The 21,310-nt window shown below is 66.7% G+C and carries 17 protein-coding genes; 13 read left to right on the forward strand and 4 right to left on the reverse strand.

Features of this window, described 5'->3' with window-relative positions; all coding sequences use genetic code 11:
• The first annotated feature begins 310 nt into the window (after positions 1 to 310).
• The 4 genes from F1609_RS10095 (at position 311) to F1609_RS10110 (ending at position 4,624) form a co-directional block, all read left to right on the forward strand.
• Positions 311 to 985, forward strand: a complete 675-nt coding sequence (locus tag F1609_RS10095) for an energy transducer TonB (protein WP_167076304.1) — start codon at positions 311 to 313, stop codon at positions 983 to 985.
• A 3-nt stretch (positions 986 to 988) separates the two neighbouring features.
• Positions 989 to 1,324 carry a hypothetical protein gene (locus F1609_RS10100; RefSeq protein ID WP_167076305.1) on the forward strand — a complete coding sequence of 112 codons (336 nt, stop codon included), beginning with the start codon at positions 989 to 991 and terminating at the stop codon, positions 1,322 to 1,324.
• Between the two features lie 134 nt (positions 1,325 to 1,458).
• Positions 1,459 to 2,889, forward strand: a complete 1,431-nt coding sequence (locus tag F1609_RS10105) for a M28 family peptidase (RefSeq protein WP_167076306.1) — start codon at positions 1,459 to 1,461, stop codon at positions 2,887 to 2,889.
• A gap of 106 nt (positions 2,890 to 2,995) precedes the next feature.
• Positions 2,996 to 4,624 (forward strand): M28 family peptidase, encoded by a 1,629-nt coding sequence (locus tag F1609_RS10110; protein WP_167076307.1) that lies wholly within the window; start codon positions 2,996 to 2,998, stop codon positions 4,622 to 4,624.
• Positions 4,625 to 4,672: 48 nt separating this feature from the next.
• Here the strand turns inward: F1609_RS10110 and F1609_RS10115 are convergent, their stop codons facing one another.
• Together F1609_RS10115 and F1609_RS10120 are read right to left on the reverse strand one after the other, a co-directional pair.
• The gene (locus F1609_RS10115) at positions 4,673 to 5,128 is read right to left on the reverse strand and encodes a tellurite resistance TerB family protein (protein ID WP_167076308.1); all 456 of its coding nucleotides are present in this window, start codon (positions 5,126 to 5,128) and stop codon (positions 4,673 to 4,675) included.
• A 105-nt stretch (positions 5,129 to 5,233) separates the two neighbouring features.
• On the reverse strand, positions 5,234 to 7,426 hold the full coding sequence (locus tag F1609_RS10120) for a TonB-dependent receptor (protein ID WP_167076309.1): 2,193 nt from the start codon (positions 7,424 to 7,426) through the stop codon (positions 5,234 to 5,236).
• Between the two features lie 88 nt (positions 7,427 to 7,514).
• On the opposite strand from F1609_RS10120, the gene F1609_RS10125 reads away from it, so the two are divergent.
• From F1609_RS10125 to F1609_RS10135, 3 genes are read left to right on the forward strand one after another with little or no spacing between them, the layout of a single operon-like run.
• Positions 7,515 to 8,225, forward strand: a complete 711-nt coding sequence (locus tag F1609_RS10125; RefSeq protein WP_229421770.1) for an ABC transporter ATP-binding protein — start codon at positions 7,515 to 7,517, stop codon at positions 8,223 to 8,225.
• Positions 8,222 to 9,607: an ABC transporter permease subunit gene (locus F1609_RS10130; RefSeq protein WP_167076310.1), complete on the forward strand. Its 1,386-nt coding sequence runs from the start codon at positions 8,222 to 8,224 to the stop codon at positions 9,605 to 9,607. Before F1609_RS10125 ends, F1609_RS10130 begins: the two co-directional genes overlap by 4 nt.
• The gene (locus F1609_RS10135) at positions 9,604 to 11,067 is read left to right on the forward strand and encodes a DUF3526 domain-containing protein (protein ID WP_167076311.1); all 1,464 of its coding nucleotides are present in this window, start codon (positions 9,604 to 9,606) and stop codon (positions 11,065 to 11,067) included. Before F1609_RS10130 ends, F1609_RS10135 begins: the two co-directional genes overlap by 4 nt.
• A 20-nt stretch (positions 11,068 to 11,087) precedes the next feature.
• Here F1609_RS10135 and F1609_RS10140 read toward each other — a convergent pair whose 3' ends face one another.
• Positions 11,088 to 11,522 carry a Fur family transcriptional regulator gene (locus tag F1609_RS10140; protein ID WP_167076312.1) on the reverse strand — a complete coding sequence of 145 codons (435 nt, stop codon included), beginning with the start codon at positions 11,520 to 11,522 and terminating at the stop codon, positions 11,088 to 11,090.
• A gap of 149 nt (positions 11,523 to 11,671) precedes the next feature.
• Between F1609_RS10140 and F1609_RS10145 the strand changes: the two genes are divergently transcribed.
• From F1609_RS10145 to F1609_RS10175, 6 genes are read left to right on the forward strand one after another with little or no spacing between them, the layout of a single operon-like run.
• Positions 11,672 to 12,610: a GHMP family kinase ATP-binding protein gene (locus tag F1609_RS10145; protein WP_167076313.1), complete on the forward strand. Its 939-nt coding sequence runs from the start codon at positions 11,672 to 11,674 to the stop codon at positions 12,608 to 12,610.
• Between the two features lie 2 nt (positions 12,611 to 12,612).
• Complete coding sequence (locus tag F1609_RS10150; RefSeq protein WP_167076314.1) at positions 12,613 to 13,620, forward strand: pyridoxal-phosphate dependent enzyme; 1,008 nt, start codon at positions 12,613 to 12,615, stop codon at positions 13,618 to 13,620.
• A 17-nt stretch (positions 13,621 to 13,637) separates the two neighbouring features.
• On the forward strand, positions 13,638 to 15,713 hold the full coding sequence (locus tag F1609_RS34200) for an ATP-grasp domain-containing protein (protein ID WP_196785421.1): 2,076 nt from the start codon (positions 13,638 to 13,640) through the stop codon (positions 15,711 to 15,713).
• Complete coding sequence (locus tag F1609_RS10165) at positions 15,710 to 16,900, forward strand: MFS transporter (protein ID WP_167076315.1); 1,191 nt, start codon at positions 15,710 to 15,712, stop codon at positions 16,898 to 16,900. The genes F1609_RS34200 and F1609_RS10165 overlap by 4 nt, the downstream gene beginning before the upstream one ends.
• Positions 16,897 to 17,982: an efflux RND transporter periplasmic adaptor subunit gene (locus F1609_RS10170; protein WP_167076316.1), complete on the forward strand. Its 1,086-nt coding sequence runs from the start codon at positions 16,897 to 16,899 to the stop codon at positions 17,980 to 17,982. The genes F1609_RS10165 and F1609_RS10170 overlap by 4 nt, the downstream gene beginning before the upstream one ends.
• The gene (locus F1609_RS10175) at positions 17,979 to 21,071 is read left to right on the forward strand and encodes an efflux RND transporter permease subunit (protein ID WP_167076317.1); all 3,093 of its coding nucleotides are present in this window, start codon (positions 17,979 to 17,981) and stop codon (positions 21,069 to 21,071) included. The genes F1609_RS10170 and F1609_RS10175 overlap by 4 nt, the downstream gene beginning before the upstream one ends.
• Here F1609_RS10175 and F1609_RS10180 read toward each other — a convergent pair.
• The gene (locus F1609_RS10180) at positions 21,045 to 21,308 is read right to left on the reverse strand and encodes a hypothetical protein (RefSeq protein ID WP_167076318.1); all 264 of its coding nucleotides are present in this window, start codon (positions 21,306 to 21,308) and stop codon (positions 21,045 to 21,047) included. The genes F1609_RS10175 and F1609_RS10180 overlap by 27 nt on opposite strands.
• Positions 21,309 to 21,310 lie beyond the last annotated feature (2 nt).

Here is a 21,310-nt window from a genome sequence, read left to right on the forward strand (position 1 = left end):
CCAGGGGTAAAGGCTGCGTCCGCTTACTCCGCCTTGCCATTGAATCGCATCAATATGTGCGACCCGACGGCAGGCACGCCGCGCCTACCAGATTATTTCACACATCGGCCCCCGACGCGAGCCATGGCCCGGCCAGCAAGATTTACCACCAGAATGACCTGCACACCTCCGACACAAGCAAAAAAATTACTACGAAAACCCTTTTCAATTGCTAGGACATAGCATATATTTAGTCCATGGACTGGAAGTAAAGCAGCGCGGCCTTCCACCATGCGACCCATTTCGTGAACACAACAATACGGAGCACACCATGCATTTCTCTCAACAGCACATCGGCGCCAGCAACAAATTCACCAAAATGGCCATCGTCACCGCGCTGCACGTCCTCGTTGGCGGTGCGCTGATCCACAATATGAACCGGGTACCGGGGCCGACCGACTCGCCGCCGCCAATCACGGTCACCACGGTGACGCCCGAAAAACCGGTCGAGCCGCCGCCGCAGCCAAAGCCGTTCGAGCCGGTTCCGGTGCAGCCGCCCCTTGTGATTCCCAAGCCGTTCGTCGTGGAACCCGAGCCGCGCGAGGACACCATGGTCGCCGAGGTCTTGAAGAAAGACGCACCGCTGCCGCCAGTGACCCCACCGGCCCGCGTGACCGACCCGGTGGCCCCGCCGGCGGTGCCGGCCGTGGCCCGCCCGGCCGCCGAGAAACGCACCGCCGTACTGGCCGACGCCTCGGCCTGCGTCAAGCCGGACTACCCGGCGCGCGCCGCCCGCGATGGCGCCACCGGCACGGTCAACCTGGCGCTGCTGGTTGGCGTCGATGGCAAGGTGACCGATGCCCGCGTCGACAAATCGAGCGGATCGCGTGAGCTCGACAAGGCGGCCGTCGCAGCCCTGAGCCTGTGCAAATTCAAGCCGGCCACGGTTGGCGGCGTGGCCGAACCGGCCTGGGCGCAGATCGCCTACGTCTGGACGCTGGACTAAGCGATGTACATCGGCGCGACCGCTACCCCGGCCGCGCCGATGCGGATCGATAGCTTCATTGGCGGCAAGGGCGGCGTGGCGGGACTGGCCGCCGCCCTGCTGCTGGCCGCATCCCTGGCCTGGCTCGCGCTGCACCCCGCCCCGCCGGCGGCGCCGCGCGATGCCGGGCCGGCCGGTTTTTCACTCACCCGCGCGCTGGCGCACCGGGACTTCCTGGCGCAGACGCCGCGCCCCATCGCCAGCGACGCCAACCTGCGCGCCCGCGAGTACCTGCTCGAAAAACTGCGCGCGCTCGGACTAGCAGCCTGTCGGACTTGGGGAGTCGAAGCGAAAAAATAGCTGGGCGAGGCCAGATTTTGACGATTTCGCAGTGCCAATCGCGAGCTATTGGCCGAGAAAGCGGCGAAATATGGACCGTCCCAGGTATTTTTGCAGCCGACGATTCCAAGTCCGACAGGCTGCTAGACTCGCAGGTGCAGACGGCCACCGTGACGGGCGGCGCCGACCGGCTCACCGTGGCGGTGGTGCACAACATCGTGCTGCGCGTGCGCGGCAGCGCACTGGTGCGCCGCACCCCGCTCATGCTGGCCACGCACTACGACAGCGTGGCCGATGCGCCCGACGCCGCCGGTGCCGTGGCCGCCCTGCTCGACACCTTGCGCGCCCTGCGCCACGGCCCGCCTTTGCGCGAGGACCTGATCGTGCTCATTGCCGATGGCGAGCACGCCGCCTCGCTCGGCGCGCGCGCCTTTGTGGATCAGCATCCGTGGGCGCGCCATGTCGGCCTGCTGCTGCGCTTCGACGGCGCAGCCGGCGAGGGTCCGCTCACGCTTCTGGGCACGCAGGGGGCCAATGGCAATACCGTGCAGGCGTGGGCCGGCCTGGATGCGCCAACGGCCGGCTCCTCGCGCGCGCCGGAAGCCGACACCTCGCCGCTACGCACCCTGGGCCTGGCCGGCATGCGTTTTTCCGCGACGCTTGCCGGCGGCGAAGCGATGCTGTCGCTGGTGCGCGCGTTCGGCGCGCGGCCGCTGGAAGCCATCGCCGCGCCGCAGCGGCTGTACTTCAGCGTACCGCTGGCCGGCGTGCTGCACTACCCGGAGCACATGGTGTGGCACATCACTCACCTCGCCTGCGCGCTGCGCCTGGTGGTGTGCTGGGCGCTGCTGCGCCGTGGCTTGCGCATCGCCCCGTTGTCGCTGGCGGGCGCGCTTGCGCTGCTGATCGTCGTGAGCGCGGCCAGGCCCGGCGCAAGCTACCTGCTGGCGTGGCCGCTGATCGGCGTACTGCTGGGCGTTGGCGCGCTGTACCTGCCGCTGGCGGCCAGCCTGTCGCGCCATGCGCGCGGCGCGATCGCAACGGCCGGCCTGCTGCCGGCGGTCGTGCTGCTGCTACCGCTTGCGGCGGATCCACGCACGCCAGCAGCTGCACCGCCGGCGCCCGGCATCACCTACCTGGCCGACGCCACCACCTGGAAATCGTATTGGCTCGATGGCGCCGCAGCGCGCGCGGTCAGCGAAGCGCCGAGGAGCGGCATCGCCTTTCCGCAGGTGGAAATGCTCAAGGATGAAGACAGCCCGGTGCGGCGCAAGGTGGCTTTTGCGCTCACCTCCAACAACGCCGCGCCGACCATCGCACTGCGGGTCGAAGGCGCGCGCGTGCTGGCCGCGCGCCTGGACGGCCGCGCACTGGCCGCCCGGCGCTTCGGCGGCTGGACGCTGACCCTGCACGGCATGGGCGAGCGGCGCCTGCCCATCGAACTGGAACTCGAGGGCGGCCGCCCCGCGCGCATCCTGATCGAGGAATCAATCCCGGGCCTGCCGGCAGACACCGTGCCCACGCGCCGCATCGACGCCCCACGCAACGGCCGCATCCTGGCGACAGACACGCTGCTACTGCGTTAGCCAGGCGCGATTTCCTTTGCAAACGGCGCGGCGGAATGGCATACAATGTTTCGCTTCGTCCCCCGTGGACGCCGTATTTACCACCCTTTCACCGCACTAGGAACCCATGCAAAAGATGCTTTCCTCCTTCGTGGGCACGGCCATCGCTACCAGCCTGGCCGTCGCTTTCCCGGCCTACGCCGCCGGCGCCGCCGCTCCCACCGTTAAAGAAGCGCCGCTGCGCGCCCACCTGTCGTTCCTGTCGAACGACCTGCTCGAAGGGCGCGGCACCGGCCAGCGCGGCGGCGACCTGACCGTGGCCTACCTTGAAGCACAGGCGCTGGCCGCCGGTCTCAAGCCGGGCAATGGCGACAGCTTCCGCCAGTCGGTCAAGATCGCCGGCGTGAAGTCCACCCCGGAAGCGAGCAGCGTGGCGCTGGAAGCCGGCGGCAAGGCGCAGTCGCTCGCCTTCGGCAAGGACTGGGTGTGGGCGCCGGGCGACGCCAAAGACGTGCACGCGATGGATGCGGAGCTGGTCTTCGTCGGCTACGGCATCACCGCGCCGGAAGAGGGCTGGGACGACTACAAGGGCATGGACGTCAAGGGCAAAGTGGTGGTCATGATGGTCAACGACCCGGCGCCGACCGCCGCCGAACCGAATCGCTTCAACGGCAAGGGCCTGACCTACTACGGCCGCTGGACCTACAAATTCGAGGAAGCCGCGCGCCAGGGCGCCGCCGGCGTACTGCTGATTCACACCGACGCCTCGGCGTCGTACGGCTGGAGCGTGGTGCAGAACAGCTGGCTGGCCGAACGCTTTCAGCTGGCGCAAGGCAAGCGTGGCGCCAGCATGGAAGGCTGGATGACCGAAGCTGCCGCGCGTACCCTGTTCGCCGCCGCCGGCGAAGACCTGGACCTGCTGCGCACCGCCGCCGAGACCAAGAACTTCAAGCCGGTGGCCTTGAGGGCGAAGGTCAAGGGCGAGATGAAGGCTGCCGTGCGCATGGTCGAACAGTTCAACGTGGCGGGCGTGGTGCCGGGCACCGATCCGAAGCTCAAGGACGAAGTGGTGATCTACAGCGCCCACTGGGACCACCTGGGCAAGCAAGGCGAAGGCGCGGACACCATCTACAACGGCGCGGTCGACAATGCCTCTGGCACGGCGGGCCTGTTGGCGATGGCGCAGGAAGCGGCGCGCGCGCCGGCCAGGCGCAGCCAGATGTTCCTGTGGGTCGCGGCCGAAGAGCAGGGTTTGCTGGGCAGCGCGGCGTACGCCAGCAGCCCGCTGTGGCCAGCGAAAAAAACCGCGGCCAACCTGAACCTGGACAGCCTCAATTTCGTCGGCGCGGCCAAGGATATCGGCACCAAGGGCAGTGAACGCACGGAGCTGGGCGCGCTGGCCGACGCCACCGCCAAGGCCATGGGCCTGACGGTGCGCACGCCCGAGCCGGACCTGGCCGGCGGCTACTTCCGCAGCGACCATTTCAGCTTTGCCAAGGCGGGCATTCCGGCCTTCTCGATCGAAGGCGGCAAGGACTACGTGAAGGATATCGAAGGCGCGAAGGCCAAGCAGGCGTCGTACCGCGCGCGCTACCACCAGGTAGGCGACGAATATGATCCGACGTGGGATCTGGCAGGGATGGTGCAGCAGGCGCAGTTCACGCTGAACCTGGGCCTGCGCGTGGCGAACGCGCCGAAGATGCCAACCTGGAAAGCCGGCGACGCCTTCGGCAAGATCCGCGCCTCAGCCAAGTAACTGAGTCAAGCAAGAAGCACGGGGTGGGCAGCGCGCCCACCCCATTTTTTATGCCAGTTCGAATTCGGCCGGAGGGACGCCCAGTTCCTTGCAAATCTTGACCGCAACCGCTTTTTCGGTGGCGTCGAAATTGCCGTCGGCCGAGGCGATGGCGATCACCATGCGCACCAGCAGGCGCGCCGCTTCGGCGTTCGATTTCATCTTGCCCAGTGCCTGGTAAGCCTTCGATTCGCCGATATCCTTGTCGAATTCGAGCTGGCCCACGTGTTCCTGGAAAGCCTTGATCACATCGTTGGTCGTGAAGACCGACAGCGCGTCGTGGGTCTCGATGAACTTGACCATCTTTTGCTTCTCGTCCGACGTGATGCTACCGTCGGCCATGGCGATCAACGCCGAACCGGCCATGGCCGCGTTCATGAAATCCTTGTTCTTGAATTTCAGTACTTCCGTTTTCATTTCACCGGCTTTGGTTTTCAGGCGAGTCAGAAAATTGTCGAAACTCATGGTGTACTCCGGTTTGCAAGTTGATAAGAACGGCAATCTTACCCTGATTTTCGCCTTCGCCACAGCAAACCGGTGCGCCTTTAAGCAGTACGTAACAAAACCCGCTTAAAACCGCGCGTGGTAGGTCAGGTCGGCGCTACGCGGCGCGCCCAGGATGACCTGGCTGTTCACGTTGGCGCCGCTCCAGCCGGCATACAGCTTGTCGCCCAGGTTACGCACGCGCAGGGTCATCTCGCCCGAGCCCAGGCGCCAGCTCGCGTACACGTCGGCCGTGGTAAAGGCGTTCATGCGGATCGTGTTGGCGTTGTTGGTGTAGCGCTCACCCGTGTAATTGAGCGCGGCGCCGACCTTGAGCGGCAGCTGGTCCATCTTGTAGTCGGCCCACAGGTTGCCGGTTTTTTTGGCCACGTTGGGCGGCAGCTTCCCTGCGTGCGACACGTTGCCCGCTTCGAGCAGCTGGTCGAAGCGGGCGTCCAGCACGGCCACGTTGCCGTTAATGCTGGCCTGGCGCATGGGCCGCCACGCCGCCGCCAGCTCCACGCCACGCGAGGATTGCTTGCCGCTGTTGACGGTCAGGGTGGGCACCGCCGCGTCGCGCGAGAGGATGTTATCGAGGCCGATCTTGTAGAACGCCAGCGTGTAGTCGACGCTGCCGCCGAACAGTGCCTGCTTGATGCCGATTTCGCTCTGCGTGCCTTTCGACAGTTCAAAGGCGGCATTCGCGGCGGACAGCAGCAGCAGGTTGCCCGAACCGACCGGCGCCGAGGCATTGGTGTTCTGCGCGTAGAGCGAGAGGTCCTTGTCGAGCGCATACACGGTGCCGATGCGCAGCGAGCGCGGATCGTAGGTTTGCGCATAGGCGGTGGCCACGCCGGTGTTCAGGTCCGCCGTGCGGCGCCCGAGCTTGACGCGGTCCTGGCGCAGGCCGGCGACGATGGTCCACTTGTCGGTCACCCAGAGCGCATCTTCAAGGTACAGCGAGGCGGTCGGAATGCTGGTCGAAAAATTGGAACGGTTGCCGGCGCCGGTGTACAGCGCGCTGTTGGCGCTGAGCGCGTCGAAGGTGCCGTAGGCGGGATCGAACAGGTCGACCGTCAAGGCGGCATTGGTGGCGGCGCCTCCATTCGAAAAACTGCGCTGGGTGGCGAAGCGCGTCTTGCTGTATTGCGCGCCAGCGGCAAAGCGGTGCTTCATGCCGGCCAGCTTGCCGGTGTACGACAGGTCGAGCCGGTTGCCGAACACCTGGTGGTCGTGCGTGACGCCGACCAGGTCGCGCACCACCTGGCGCGGCGCGCTCACGGTGTAGCTTTCGGCATTGCGCCAGCTGCGGTCGGCCGTGTAGTACGACAGTTCGTTGCGCAAGGTCCAGTCGGGGGCGAGCTTCCAGGTCAGCCTGGCGCGCGCCCAGGCGCTCTCGGACTCCATCACCGCGTCGTCGACGTTGTAGTTCTTGAAGGCGAGGCGGCGGTCGATCACGCGGCCGCCGGTGTCGCTGACCGCGCCAACCGGGTCCGTTGCCAGCGCACGCGGGACCAGGGGCGAACCCTGGTACGAGTTGACGTTATCGGACAACAGATCGAGGCTCAGGTCGAGCGTGATGTCGCGCGTGAGCGCACTGGTGGTGGCCAGGGTCAGGTTGTCGTAGCGCTGCTTGTTGCGGTCGATGAAGCCGTCGCTCTGCTGGTGGCTGTAGTCGATGCGCAGCGCATGCGCGTCGCCGACAGGGCGGTTGATGCCCGCCCCGAAGCGCGCCGTATTGAAGCGCCCGTAGGAAAGCATCGCTTCGCTGGACGCCTGCGCGCGGTCCGGCCGCTTGGTCACGAAATTGATCGCGCCGCCGATGGCGCCGTCGCCCGACATGAGCGAGGCCGGCCCCTTGAGGACTTCGATGCGCTCGAAGTTCCATGTGTCCTGGGTACGCGCGCTCATGGTCGGCACGGCGATGCGGCTGCCGTCGTACAGATAGCTGACAAAACCCGCACTGAAGCCGCGCGACGAGGTCTGCGACGGCGAAGTCGCATTGCCGCCCTGAGTGACGCCGACCGCGCCGCGCACCGCTTCATCGAGACTGCGCGCGCCGCGTACCTCGATCAGGGCGCGGTCGATCACCTCGACCGAGGCCGGCGTCTCGCGCAGGGTCAGGTCGAGGCGGCTGCCCAGGGCCGTGCTGTCGCTGCCGGCTTGCACACGGGCGCTGTCGATGACGACGACCTGCATCGGCGCCGGCGCATCGTCGGCATACGCGGCCAGGGGGCTGTACAGGCAAAGCAGTGCGCAAGGCAGCTTTCTGAGTTTCACGGCAAGACTCCTATTGATAATAAGTTCTCATTATCGTATAGTCCCCGACACTTTCGCAATTCTTTTGTTAAGACATCCCATGGACATGATGAAACCAGCCCTCCAGATGGACAAGGTCACGCGCCGTTTCGGCGAGCGCGTGGCCCTGAACGGCCTCTCGCTCACTTTGCAGGCGGGCGAGGTGTACGCGCTGCTCGCGCCCAATGGCGCCGGCAAGACCACCACCCTCAATCTGATCCTCGGCTTCCTGCAGCCGGACGGCGGCAGCATCCATGTGTGCGGCGAGCCGGTGGCCGGCGACGCGGCCCGCACGCGCAGCGCGATCGCCTATCTGCCCGAACAGGTGGCGATCTATCCGGAACTGAGCGGTCTGGAAAACCTGCGCTACTTTTCGCTGCTGGCGTCAAAAGAGCTCGACGACGCCACCCTGCGCCGCCTGCTGCTGGAAGCCGGCCTGCGCGCCGACGCCCACGACCGCCACGCGCGCAACTACTCGAAAGGCATGCGCCAGAAGGTCGGGATTGCGATCGCGATGGCGCGCGAGGCCAGGCTGTTGCTGCTCGACGAGCCGACTTCGGGGCTTGATCCGCTGGCCGCGTCCGAACTGTCGGGCCTGTTGCGCGCCGCCTCGCAGCGCGGCGTCGCCATCCTCATGGCCACGCATGACCTGTACCGCATCAAGGAAGTCGCTACCCGCGTCGGCGTGCTGCACGCGGGCCGCATCGAACGCGAAATCGATCCGCAGACGACCGAACACGCGACGCTCGAACAGGTCTACATTGCGGAGCTGGCACGATGAGCACAACGCTGCATGCGGCGCTGCTGCGCGCCGAAGCGCAGCGCCTGTGGCGCGAACCGCGCCTGCGCTGGGTTGCCATGCTGGCGCCATTGCTGCTGCTGACCGTGTTTTTCGCGTCGATGAACAGCGCCGCACGCATGGCCGACGAACGCACGCGCTTTGCCGCATCCGAGCGCGCGCGCTGGGTCGCGCAGGGCCAGAAAGACCCGCACAGCGCCGCCCACTTCGGCGTGTGGGCGGTCAAGCCGTCCTCGCCATTGCAGGTGCTCGCGCCCGGGATCGAGCCGTTTGTCGGCCTGTCGGTCTGGCTGGAAGCGCACAAGCGCAACGAAATGATTTTCCGTCCCAACCAGGATGCCGATCCGATCATGCGCAGCGCCGCCTCGGTGGCGCAGGTGCTCGAAATACTGGGGCCGATGTTCGCGATCCTGCTCGGTTTTGCCGGCTTTGCCCAGGACCGCCAGCGCGGCACCCTGCGCATGGCCTTCGGTAACGGCGCCACGCCGGGGCGGCTGCTGCTGTCGCGCTTTGCGGTGATGGTGGGCCTGCTGGTGTGCATGGCGCTCGCGCCCGTGGTGGCGATGGGGTCGTACGCCCTGCAGGTCCTGCCCGACGCCGGCTGGGGCGGCGCCGGCCGGCTGGCCCTCTGGAGCCTGCTGAACTTCCTATACCTGCTGGTGTTTTTGCTGATCGCACTGGCCGTCTCGCTCAAGGCGCCCAGTGCGCGCGCGGCGCTGACCATCATGCTGGTGCTCTGGCTGGTGCTGTGCGTGGTGCTGCCGCGCGCCGCCGGCAACGCGGCGCAGGTGCTGGCACCAGTGCCCTCGTACCAGGAGCTGCGCAGCCACCTTGAAACCGAGTCGCCCGCGTACGAAGGGGCCGACAAATGGGAAGCGCGGCGCCAGGCCCTGATCAAGGCCGGCGCCACCAATGTGCGCGCCGCGCAGCTGGACCAGTCGGAGCGCGAATCGCACGCGGTGTTCGACCGCGTGCTGGGGCGCTTCTACGATTCGGTCGAACAGCAGGACCGTACCTTCGGCTGGCTGGGCGCGTTCACGCCGACCGTGGCGCTGCAAGCGTCCGGTGCGGCCGTCGCCGGCACCGACTTTTATCAGCACAGGCATTTTATCGAAGCGGCCGAATCCTACCGGCGCGCGATGGTCAACCGCCTCAATGGAGATTTGATGGGACACACGGAACACGAAGACGCCAGCAAGTCGACCGGCAAGCAGTTCTGGGAATCGGTGCCGGCGTTTGCCTACCAGGCGCCACCGCTCGGCAGCGTACTGGCGAATGCGGCGGCGCCCCTGCTGCTGCTGTCCGGATGGTGCTTCGTCGCCGGCCTTGCCGCCTGGCGCGCAGCGAAAGGAGTGCAGCCATGACGCGCGCACTGTTCGGTTTTGAGCTGGCGATGCTGCTCAAGGCACGCTTTACATGGATCATCGGTGCGCTGCTGTTCGCGGCACTTAGCTGGGGGGCGGTCAACGGCCAGGCCAACGCGGACGCGCAGCAGGCCACCATCGACCGGGTCAAGGTACACGCGGCGGCCAAGGTGGCGAAGCAGCAGGCCGACGTGGCGCGCTACAGCCGCCCGTTTGATGCGGTGCTGCCGTACTGGCAAGACCCGTCCGACGCCGCCGGCTACATGCGCTATGGGCTGGCCGCGTATGCGGTCAAGCCGCCGTCGCCGCTGGCGGGCATCGCCATCGGCCAGTCACGGCTGCTGCCGTTCTATATCAAGACCGATCTGGATTACGTGGCGCCGCCGGCGGCCGCGTTCGACTTCATCAACCCGCGCATCCTGAGCCTGGGCGACTTCGACCTGTCGTTCGTGCTGGTGTATGTGCTGCCGCTGGCCCTGATCGCCATTGGCGCTTCGCGCCTGGCGGCTGAACGCGACTCCGGCGCGCTGCGGCTGATGGCGGCGCAACTGCCATCGTTCCGCCAGCTGGTCATGCTCAAGTTCAGCGTGGCCGCCGTCGTGTGCGTGCCGTTCACGCTGGGGGCGACCGTGTTGGCCCTGCTGGTGGCGGGCACGCCCTGCTGGAGCATGCAGACCATGGACACCATGCTGTTGCTGGGCGCGGCGCTGGCCGGCTTCACCCTGTTCTGGGTGGCGCTGACCGCGCTGGTGGCCAACCGCATCGGGGTGGTGGGCAGTTACCTGCGGCTGGTGTCGGTGTGGATCGGATTCACGTTCTTCGTGCCGGCCGCCGGCGCGCTGCTGATCGACATGGCGTATCCGGCGCAGTCGCCGCTGCTGTATCTGGACGACCTGCGCCGCGCGAACGACTTCAAGCCGGGCGATCGCGATGCGCTGTTCGTTGCGCTGGCGCGCGCAGAACCGGCCTATGCGTCGGCGGCGGAGCGGGTTGGCAAGGTGTCGTATGCGACCAAGCAGATCGCGGTGCAGCAGGCGGTCGAGCGGCAGGTGGCCGAACGCGCCGCGGCCGCGGCGCGCCAGAACGAACTCGCTTCCGGCAAGGCGGCCACGCTGCGCTGGCTCTCGCCGGCGATGGTGTTCGACACCCTGCTGCAACAGGCGGCGGGAACCGGCGTGGAACGGCACAAGCGCTTCATCAAGCGCACCGGCGCGTACACGGACGAACTGCGGGCGTTCTTCTGGCCGCGCGCGATGGCCGAAGCGGCCAATCCGGCCAATGCATGCCAGGGCTGTGCGGGACGAATGAACTTTACCGACCACGACAAAATTCCGCGCTTCGAGGCGGACCGGCCGCTGGATGGCGTAGCGGGCGGTATCGGCGGCGCGGTGGGGTATCTGTGGCTGCTGGCAGGGGCGGTTGTGCTGATGCTGTGGAGCGGGAGGACGTTCAGGGTGTAAGCGCCCCCGCAAAAAACGGGCTAGTGCGTCTTCGGCGCACGGGCCCGGCGCTTCGGCACGGGCGCAGCCTTGGCGCGCTCCGCCGAGCAATCGGCGCACACGCCGTACAGGGTCAGTTCGTGGCGGTCGATCACGAAACCGGCCGGCGCCAGGCTGTCCATCGAACCAGGGCAGCCTTCCACATCGAACACGCGGTCGCACGGCACGCAATGAAAGTGGTGGTGATGGTGGTGCGCCGCGTGGCTCATTTCGTAGCGCGCGTTTTCGCCCGGCAGGCTCACCGTCTGGATGGTGCCGTCGTCGAGCAGCAGCTTGAGGTTGCGGTAAATGGTGGCGATACCGATTTCGGACACGGTCTCGCGTACCCCGGCCAGAATTTCCTGGGGCGTGAGCGGGCGGGCCGCCGCATCGATGACAGTACGAATCGCTGTCCGCTGGCGTGTAGAACGTTCCATGGCGAGGCTATTGAAGCAAAAACCCATTATCCCATAAAGCCGAACAAATGCTTGCCTCGCTAATGATAATGCATTATCGTTAACGTCAAGCAGTCACCGCACTGTCTCCCGCTCTCTCTCGACATTCACTACGAAAGCTCTTGAATCCCGTGCCTTCCATCGACTTCGCAGACAGCAGATACACACCGGCGGCATGCCCCAACTTCAGCTGGCATGCCGGCACGGAGGAGACGATCAGCAGCGGGATCTGCCACGGCACCCTGGGCGAGCTGATTCAAGGCCCATACATCGAGAACGGCGCAGCGCAGATCAGCCTGATTTCGCTGCCGGTCAAGAAGTACAGCTGCATGCACTTCACCCATGGCGAGCGGGCCGATAACGACAACGCACTGGCCACCAAGACCAAATGCCAGCAAGCCATCGCCCATTACCTGGCGCGGCACGGCAAAGAGCTGCCGCCCGGGACCTGGAGCCACGATTCGGAACTGCTGGAAGGGAAAGGCATGGCCAGTTCGACCGCCGACATCGTGGCCACCATCCGCTGCCTCGATGCGATTTTCGGCCTTGCGTCGTGCGGCGAGTCGATATCGGCCACCCTGCGCGCGATCGAGCGCTCCGACAGCGTGTTCCTGGAGACCTACGCGCTGTACCTGAGCGGGCGCCAGCAAGTAGTGCAGTGCTTCGGCAGCGCCCCGACTTTTCACGCCTGCTATATCGACGAAGGCAACCGCATCGATACCGAGAAGACGGGCACGCGCCTGCTCGCGCTGTACCAGGAACGGCTCACGCCCTACATGGCCAATCTCGATAACGCCGTCGACGCCTTTGTGCGCAACGACCTCGGTGCGATTGCCGCCTGCGCCACGGTCAGCGCAGTGCTCGGGCAGGACGCCATCCCCAAGCGTAACCTCGGCGTACTGCTCAAGAACCAGGCGCGCTACGGGGCCGACGGCATTTTTGTTGCGCACACGGGCAGCCTGGCGGGCTACCTGTTCATTCACAAACCGGGGCCCACGCAAATGGGCGCACTCTCGTCATTCTTTCGCGGCCTGGGATACCAAGGCCGCTTCGTCCAGACAGGATTCTGACCATGTTCGATCACATTGCGGACGCCATCAAGGCGCCGGACTTCGTACGCCTCGGCCCCAACCTGTACGTCGCCCGCTTCGAGACGATGAAGGTGTATTCGACCCTGGTGGCGGTGGAGCGCCTGCTGGCGGCGGGCGTGGTCAGGCGCGGCGACACGCTGCTCGACAGCTCGAGCGGCATCTATGCCTATGCCCTTGCGCTGGCGTGCCACAAGTTCGACATGCAGTGCCACATCATCGCCTCCAAAACGGTGGACAAGACGCTGATGGTGCAGCTCCAGCTGCTCGGCGCGATCGTGGAGCAGGTGCCGCCGTCGGCCACCCTGAAAATGGACCAGAGCCTGCGCGTGGCGCGCATCGGCGAGATCCGCGCGGCCAATCCGCACGTGCACTGGATGCAGCAGTACCACGACGACATTCACTACGCCGGCTACGAGCCGATCGCCAGCGAGATCGAACGCCTGCTCGGCACCGACGGCCTGACCATTGTCGGCGGCGTGGGCTCGGGCTGCTCCACCGGCGGCCTGGCGCGCGCCCTGCGCTGCAGCGACGACGCGGTGGAGCTGGTCGGCGTGCAGCCCTTCGGCAGCGTCACCTTCGGCTGCGCGCACATCGAAGACCCGGGCATCATCATCGCCGGCATCGGCACCGGCATCCCGTTTCGCAACGTGCAGCACGCGCTGTACGACCAGATTCACTGGATCGGCTTCGACTACGGCCTGGCGGGCGCGGTCGCCCTGCTGCGCCGGCACGCCATTTTTGCCGGCCTGTCGAGCGGCTGCTGCTACCTGGCGGCCGCGCGCGAAGCGCAGCGGCGGCCGGAGCGCAACGTGCTGTTCATCGCGCCCGATACCGGCCACCGCTATGTGGACGCGGTCTTCGCGCAGCACGAGAGCGCGCTGGAACTGCATGACCTGGCGCCCACCCATGTCGACGCGCACGCAGACCTTGTGCTGCCCTGGTCGGTCATGGCCTGGAACCGCCGCGTAGCCACCGAATCAATCAACTGAAAAAGGAGTCTTCAACCATGGCACACCTGTTAATGATCGAAAGCTGGGTCGGCGGCACCGGCCGCATTTTCCCCGCCACCATCACCGGCGCGGGACACACCTACACGTTCGTCACGCGCAACCGGGGCCACTACCTGGATGGCGCCGATGCGCCGATTCATCCGCTGCTGGCGCACGCCGCCAATGTGCTCACCACCGAAACGAACGACATGCCGGCGCTGATCGCCTTTTTGCGCGCCCAGCACCGCGTGCTCAGGTTCGATGGCGTGGTGACCATCTGCGACTACTACATCGACACCGTGGCGCAGGTGGCGCAGGCGCTGGAGCTGCCGCAGGCCTTCTGCAGCAACGTGGCGATGGTGCGCCGCAAGCACCTGGTGCGCGAGGCTTTGGCAAAAGCCGGCCTGCCCAATCCGGCGTTTGCCGCGGTGACGTCGTGGGACGCGGCGCGCGCGGCGGCCTGCAAGATCGGCTACCCGCTGATCCTCAAGCCGTCCGACCTGGCGTCGAGCGCTTTTGTGAAGCTGGTCAAGGATGAAGACGAACTGCATGCGGCTTTCAGCGCGCTGGAAGCATTCCCGGTCAACTTCCGCGAGCAGGCGCGCGAGCCGCTCTGGCTGCTGGAAGAGTACATGAAAGGCGAAGAAGTCAGCGTGGAGGCGTGCACCTTCAGCGGAAAAACGACCATCATCGGCGTCACTGACAAGAGCCTGACCGGCTTCCCCTACTTTATCGAGGATGGCCACATGTTCCCGGCGCGGCTGGACGGCGACGTCACCGACGCCGTGTGCGAACTGGTGACGGCGGCGCTTGCGGCGGTCGGCTTCGACCATGGCATCAGCCACACCGAAGTGAAGATCACGCGCAAGGGGCCGCGCATCGTCGAAATCAATCCGCGCCCGGGCGGCAATTACATTGCGGAGCTGATCGAGCGGGTCACCGGCATTGAATTCCTGTCGGCCCAGATCGACCTGGCGCTCGGGCTCCAGCCCGACCTGACGCGCAAGGACACCGGCGTGCAGAGCGCCGCCATCAGGTTCCTGGTGCCGCAGGGCGCGGGACGGGTCAAGGCCATGACCGGCATCGACAGCGTGGCCGGCGCGCCGCACGTGGCGCGTGCGCTCATCACGAATGCGGCCGGCAAGGAGCTGGCAGCGCCGATCGACAACGCCTGCTACCTCGGCCACGTGGTCGCGGTCGATCCGGATGGCCTGGAGGCGCGCAAATATGCCGACAAGGCCCTCGCGCGCATCGAGATCAGCTTCGCCGGCGAAGGCAAGGAGCCGGCCGCACCATGGAACGTGGCGGGCCTGATCGAAGACGTGCAGGCCGGCCTGTATGGACCGGCGCCGGCATCGATGCACGTGGTGGGCGCGTCGTGGATTTCGCAGAGCACGCGCTTTCCGGGTACCCAGCAAACCTACCGCAACTACTATCTGGTGCTGCGCGTGGGCGCGGCGTTCGGCGCCTGCTGCATCGAACGCGATGCGCTCGACCCGACCATTGCGCCGGCGCTGGCCGGGTCGAGCGTGGCCGACCTGCTGGTCGACCCGCGCCTGCCGGTGCGCATCGCCGCGCTGGACGCGTACCTGAACGCGGTGCGTCCGGCGCGCGAATCGGCGCTGGCGCAAGCCATGCCGCTACCCGCCGGCGCGCCGCCGGTGCGGGCGGTAGCGCGCGACAATGCGATTGCCGCGCTGGTGTCGATCAAGCCGGGCCAGCGCGTGGGCCTGATCGGCGTGGTCAATCCGCTGGTGGACGCCATTACGCGCAGCGGCGGCATCTGCCTGCCGTGCGACTTCAACATGGAGCGCACCCAGAGCGGGCTGGAAGTGGCGCGCGACATGCTGCCGATCCTGGAAACGGCCGACATGATCATCGCCACCGGCATGACCCTGTCCAACGGCTCGTTCGACCAGATCCTGATGGCGGCGCGCCGGCGCGGCATTGCGCTGATCGTGTACGCGCAGACCGGCAGCGGCATCATTCCGCGCTTCCTTGGCGACGGCGTGGCCGCGGTCTGCGCCGAACCGTTCCCGTTCTCGCAGTTCAGCGCCGATCCGACGTCCGTCTACCTGTACCGCGCATCATGACCGTTCTGTCCGACCAGGTCCGCAAGCGCGGGCTCAATGCGCTGCTGGTGTACACCTTCCTGATGGTGGTCGGCTTTGCCATGCTGATGCCGCTGGTGAGCGTGCACTTCGTGAGCAATGCCGGGATGGCGGCGGCCGTGGTCGGCGGCGCGCTGGCGCTGCGCCAGATAACGCAGCAGGGCCTCGCGCTGGTGGGCGGCATGCTGGCCGACCGCTTCGGCGTACGGCCCATGATCTGCCTCGGCGTGCTGCTGCGCGCCGCCGGCTTTGCCAGCCTGGCCTTCGCCGACGACGCCGCGACGCTGTGCGTGGCGATGGTGGTATCGGCGCTGGGCGGCGCGCTGTTCGAAGCGCCCTACCAGGCGGCGATTGCGGCCCTGACGACGGAACAAACGCGGCCGCGCTACTACGCGCTCAGTAACTGGGTCAGCGGCATTGCCAGCACCGTCGGCCCGCTGGTCGGCGTAGCGCTGCTGCATGTGGACTTCCAGATGGTGTGCCTGGCCGCAGCGGCGTGCTTTGTGCTCAACTGCGGGATCGCCCTGTGGATGCTGCCGCCGCTGGCACGCCCGGAGGCGCCGCGCTTGACGACGCACCGGCTCGGTCTTGTCACGCGCGACCGTCCCTTTTTGCTGTTCACCGGCCTGATGATGGGCTACTGGTTCGTGGCGGTGCAGATCAATATCAGCTTCCCGCTGCTGGCCGAACGCCTGAGCGGGAACCAGGAGAGCGTGGGCATCATGTTCGCGCTCAGCGCCGCGCTGACGGTGCTGCTGCAATACCACCTGCTGCGGGTGGCGGAGAAATGGCTCTCGACCCAGCAGATCCTGGTGCTGGGCGTGACCATCATCGCGCTCGGCGCCGGCGCCATCGCCCTGGCGCATACCTTTGCGGCCTTCCTGGTGTGCGTGGCGGCGTTTTCGATCGGCGCGATCCTGGTGCGGCCGACGATGCAGAACCTGATCGCCAGCATGGCCAATCCGCAGGCCCTGGGGACTTTTCTCGGTTTCAGCTCGCTCAGCCTGGCCCTGGGCGGCGCGATCGGCAACGTGACCGGCGGCTGGCTGGTCGAATTCTCCGGTGCGCAGCAATGGCCGCAACTGCCGTGGATGATCTTTTGCGCGGTCGGCCTCCTCTCCGCATTCGGCCTGTTTCGCCTGGCGCCGCGCGCAAGGGAGGCCGCATGAAAAAGGAATACGCGATTGCGATGCTGTGCGGCGCGGTGACGGTGGCCTGTGCGGCGCGCTTCTGGAGCACGCCCGCGCGCGCCCAGGCGACGCCGCCCTCCCCGCCCGACATCGTTGTCAACACTGTCACGCCGGTGGTGCGCGACGTGCCGGTGGTGCTGCGCGCAACCGGCACCGTGACGCCAACGAGCGTGGTGGACCTGCATGTGCAGACCACCAGCACGGTCAGGCAAGTGCATATCCGCGAGGGCCAGTTCGTCAAGGAAGGCCAGTTGCTGTTTTCACTGGACGACCGCGCCGGACGCGCCAACGTGGAACGCGCGCAGGCGCAGGTGATGCGCGACGAGGCGGCGCTGGCCGGCCTTGAGCAGCGCTACCGGCGCAGCGTGGAACTGCTGGACAAGCAGTTCATCGCCGTGACCGCCGTGGACACGCTGCGCAGCGAGGTCGATGCGGCGCGCGCCCTGCTGCGGGCGGACCAGGCGGCGCTGCGCGCCGTGCAGGTGGACGCGGGTTTTAACGCGATCCGCGCGCCAATGGCGGGCCGGGTCGGGGCGGTGAACGTGTATCCGGGCAGCCTGGTGCAGGTCAGCACCCTGCTGGTCACGGTGACGCGGCTCGATCCGATTGCGGTGGCGTTCACCCTGCCCGAATCGAACGTGGGCGAGCTGCTGGCGGCGCACCAGAAGGGCGCGGTGGCGGTCGAGGCCAACCAGCGCAGCGGAACGCTCAGCTTCATCGACAACAGCGTCGACCCGGTGGCCGGCGCGATCCGGGTCAAGGCGAGTTTCGAGAACGGCGACGCCGCCATGTGGCCGGGCCAGTACGTGGACGCGCGCGTCACCGTGCGCACCCTGCGCGGCGCGGTCGTGATTCCCCAGGCGGCGATCATCGCCAGCCCGGCCGGCGCCTTTGTGTACGTGGTGGCGGCCGACCGCACGGTGAAACAGGTGCCGGTCAAGCGCCTGCATGCGTTCGGAGCGAGTGCGGCGGTGAGCGGCCTGGCGGGTAATGAGGCCATCGTCACCGAGGGCAAGCAGAATCTCAAACCCGGCGCGCGCATCAAGGCGGGCCAGGGATGAACCTCTCCGCATTGTGCATCGAGCGCCCGGTGATGGTGGTGCTGCTGTCGGCCAGCCTGGTGATCGCCGGGCTACTGGCGTACCGCTTCATTCCCGTGTCCGCGCTCCCGAGCTACAACACGCCGGTGATCAACGTGCAGGCCAACCTGCCTGGGGCCAGCCCCGAAACGATGGCGTCGTCGGTGGCGCTGCCGCTGGAGAAGGAGTTCTCGGCGGTGGCCGGCGTGAGCCTGATGACCTCCACCAGCACCCTGGGCGCCACCTCGCTGACCCTGGAATTCGGGCCGGCCATCGACATCAACGCCGCGGCGGTCGACGTGCAGGCGGCGCTGCTGCGGGCGCAGCGCGCACTGCCGCGCGAGATGACCGAGCTGCCGTCCTACCGCAAGGTCAATCCGGCCGAGGCGGCGGTGCTGTCGATGGAGATGACGTCGCCGTCGATGGACCTGTCGGAGCTGAACGACTACGCCGAAAACCTGATCGCGCCAGCCTTGTCCGGCCTGCCGGGCGTGGCGCAGATGACGGTGCTGGGCCAGAAGCGTTTTGCCGTGCGCGTGCGCGCCGATCCGGGCCGCATGAAGGCGCGCGACTTGTCGATGGACGAACTGTCGGCCGCGCTACAGGCGGCCAACGCCAATTCGCCGCTCGGTGTGCTGGACGGACCGGCGCAGACCATGGTCATCCAGGGTAACGCGCAACTGCTCAAGGCCGCCGATTACGCAGGCCTGATCGTGGCCATGCGCGACGGCCAGCCGGTGCGACTGGAAGACGTGGCCACGGTGGAAGACAGCTACCAGTCGGTGCGCTCGGCCACCAGCTTCAACGGCGAGCGCTCGATCGTGCTGCTGCTGTTCCGCCAGAGCGATGCGAATACCCTGGCGGTAGTGGACGCGGCCAGGCAGACGCTCGAGCGCATGCGCAGGCAGTTGCCGCAGTCGGTCGCGGTCAACATCATCAACGACCGTTCGGTATCGGTGCGCGAAGCCATGATTGACGTGAACATCACGCTCGGGCTGACCATCGCGCTGGTGATCCTGGTGATCTTTTTGTTCCTGCGGCGCGCCGCCGCGACCATGATTCCGGCACTGACGATTCCCGTCTCCCTGCTGGGGACACTGCTGTTGATGCACTGGCTCGGCTACAGCCTGAATAACTTTTCGCTGCTGGGGATCACGCTGGCGGTGGGGCTGGTGGTGGACGATGCGATCGTGGTGCTTGAAAATATCGTGCGCCATATCGAGGCCGGCAAAAGCCCGCTTGATGCTGCCATGACCGGCTCGCGCGAGGTGAGCCTGACCATCGTGTCGATTTCGATCTCCCTGGCGGCGGTGTTCATGCCGATTTTCTTCATGCCGGGCGTGATGGGATTGCTGTTCCACGAATTCGCGGTGGTGGTGTCGCTGGCGGTGCTGGTGTCGGCGCTGGTGTCGCTCACCCTGGTGCCGATGCTCGCGAGCCGCCTGCTGCACGACGATGAACAGCACGTGGCCGGCAAGGCCAGCCTGTTCGGGCGCCTGGAGCGCGCCTATGCGGGCTCGCTCGAGCGGGCGCTCGCGCGGCGCGGCGCGATGCTGCTGGCGGCGCTGGCCATCCTGGCGCTGACGGTGGGGCTGTACGTCGCCATTCCCAAGGGCCTGCTGCCGGAGGAAGACCTGGGCCAGATCCGCGTCTCGACCGAGGCCTCGGAGGAGACTTCGTCGTCCGCCATGCTGGCACTGCACATGAAGGTGGCGGCGGCGGTCAAGGCTGATCCGAATGTGCGCGATGTGTCGTCGTCGGTCAGCGGCGACAACAACGGCAGCTTGTTCCTGCTGCTCAAACCACGCGCGGAGCGCGCGCCGATGGCGGAGGTGGTCAAGGGCCTGAAACGGGCCACCAGCGGGATCGCCGGCGTGGGCGTGTATTTCAAGCCGGTGCAGAATTTCCAGGTCGGTGGACGGCCCAGCAAGAGCCGCTATCAGTACACCTTGCAAAGCGTGGGGGCCGGCGGCCCGGATGAATGGGCCACCGGTTTGCTGGAGCGGATGCGGGACGATGCGCGCTTTGCCGACGTGACCAGCGATGCGCGCAACCGCGGCTTGCAGGCGCGCTTGAAAATAGACCGCGACAAGGCGGCGGTGCTCGGCGTGCGCATGCTCGATGTGCGCAGCGCGCTGTACTCGGCGTTTGGCGAACGCCAGGTGGCGACCATTTACGGCACGGCCGCCACCTATCCGGTGATCCTGGAATCGGCGCAGGACGAGCGCCAGTTCGAGGATGCGCTGGGCCGTGTGTCGGTGCGCAGCAAGGCCGGTGAGCTGGTGAACGTGTCGAGTTTTGCGACGGTGGAGCGCGCGCTCGGGCCCTTGTCTGTCAACCACCAGGGGCAACTGCAGGCGATCACGCTGTCGTTCAACCTGAGGCCGGGCGTGGCCCTGGGCGAGGCGACCGGCGCTATCGACGCGATGGCGCGCGAGATGAAGCTGCCGGCGTCGATCGTGGCGCGCTATGGCGGCGACGCGGCCGTGTTCCAGGAGGCGCAATCGAGCCAGGTGTGGCTGATCGTGGCCGCGCTGGGGGTCATCTACATCCTGCTCGGGGTGCTGTACGAAAGCTATATTCATCCACTGACTATCCTGGCGGGGCTGCCGTCGGCGGCGGTGGGTGCGCTGCTGACCTTATGGCTGTTCGGGATGGAGCTGACCATGATCGCGGTGGTCGGGATTTTGCTGCTGATCGGGATCGTGAAGAAGAACGCGATCATGATCATCGACTTCGCCCTGCATTTGCAGCGCGAGGAAGGCATGGCGCCGGAGCTGGCGGTGCGCCAGGCCTGCCTGCTGCGCTTTCGGCCGATCATGATGACGACCATCGCCGCGCTGATGGGCGCCCTGCCGATTGCGCTGGGCTGGGGCGCGGGCGCCGAACTGCGCCAGCCGCTGGGGCTTGCGGTCGTTGGAGGACTGGTGTTTTCGCAGCTGATTACGCTGTACATGACGCCGGCGATGTATCTGGCGCTGGACAGGTATGCGCGCAAGAACAAGCCTGCGCGGGGTGGGACGGTGAGGGCCGGGCGGCGGCAATCAGCCGTCGGCGAGGCGCTTCTTTAGTTCGTCCTTGCCGCTCCGTTCGATCAGGGCCGCCAGCTCGGCGGGCCGGATGCGGCCCCACAGATGGCCGCATGCCGTGCATACGGACAGCGTCTCGTGCACCAGCGGGACCGATTTTTTCAAGGTCAGGAGCTTCAAGCCGTCCGGGTAAAAGGCATTCGCCGCACCGCCTTCACCCAGCTTGACCTTGACTTGGCCGGTGAGCACTTTTTTGGATTTGCAGCTTGGACAAGTCATGT

The organism is Massilia aquatica (assembly GCF_011682045.1).
In the GTDB taxonomy this organism is placed as follows: domain Bacteria; phylum Pseudomonadota; class Gammaproteobacteria; order Burkholderiales; family Burkholderiaceae_D; genus Telluria_A; species Telluria_A aquatica.

Bases quoted from the DNA above. Each gene is read 5' to 3' on its own strand.
- F1609_RS10095 (WP_167076304.1), top strand. From the start codon at position 311: ATGCATTTCTCTCAACAGCACATCGGCGCCAGCAACAAATTCACCAAA.
- F1609_RS10100 (WP_167076305.1), top strand. From the start codon at position 989: ATGTACATCGGCGCGACCGCTACCCCGGCCGCGCCGATGCGGATCGAT.
- F1609_RS10110 (WP_167076307.1), top strand. From the start codon at position 2,996: ATGCAAAAGATGCTTTCCTCCTTCGTGGGCACGGCCATCGCTACCAGC.
- F1609_RS10115 (WP_167076308.1), bottom strand. From the start codon at position 5,128: ATGAGTTTCGACAATTTTCTGACTCGCCTGAAAACCAAAGCCGGTGAA.
- F1609_RS10125 (WP_229421770.1), top strand. From the start codon at position 7,515: ATGAAACCAGCCCTCCAGATGGACAAGGTCACGCGCCGTTTCGGCGAG.
- F1609_RS10130 (WP_167076310.1), top strand. From the start codon at position 8,222: ATGAGCACAACGCTGCATGCGGCGCTGCTGCGCGCCGAAGCGCAGCGC.
- F1609_RS10135 (WP_167076311.1), top strand. From the start codon at position 9,604: ATGACGCGCGCACTGTTCGGTTTTGAGCTGGCGATGCTGCTCAAGGCA.
- F1609_RS10140 (WP_167076312.1), bottom strand. From the start codon at position 11,522: ATGGAACGTTCTACACGCCAGCGGACAGCGATTCGTACTGTCATCGAT.
- F1609_RS10150 (WP_167076314.1), top strand. From the start codon at position 12,613: ATGTTCGATCACATTGCGGACGCCATCAAGGCGCCGGACTTCGTACGC.
- F1609_RS34200 (WP_196785421.1), top strand. From the start codon at position 13,638: ATGGCACACCTGTTAATGATCGAAAGCTGGGTCGGCGGCACCGGCCGC.
- F1609_RS10165 (WP_167076315.1), top strand. From the start codon at position 15,710: ATGACCGTTCTGTCCGACCAGGTCCGCAAGCGCGGGCTCAATGCGCTG.
- F1609_RS10170 (WP_167076316.1), top strand. From the start codon at position 16,897: ATGAAAAAGGAATACGCGATTGCGATGCTGTGCGGCGCGGTGACGGTG.
- F1609_RS10175 (WP_167076317.1), top strand. From the start codon at position 17,979: ATGAACCTCTCCGCATTGTGCATCGAGCGCCCGGTGATGGTGGTGCTG.
- F1609_RS10180 (WP_167076318.1), bottom strand. From the start codon at position 21,308: ATGACTTGTCCAAGCTGCAAATCCAAAAAAGTGCTCACCGGCCAAGTC.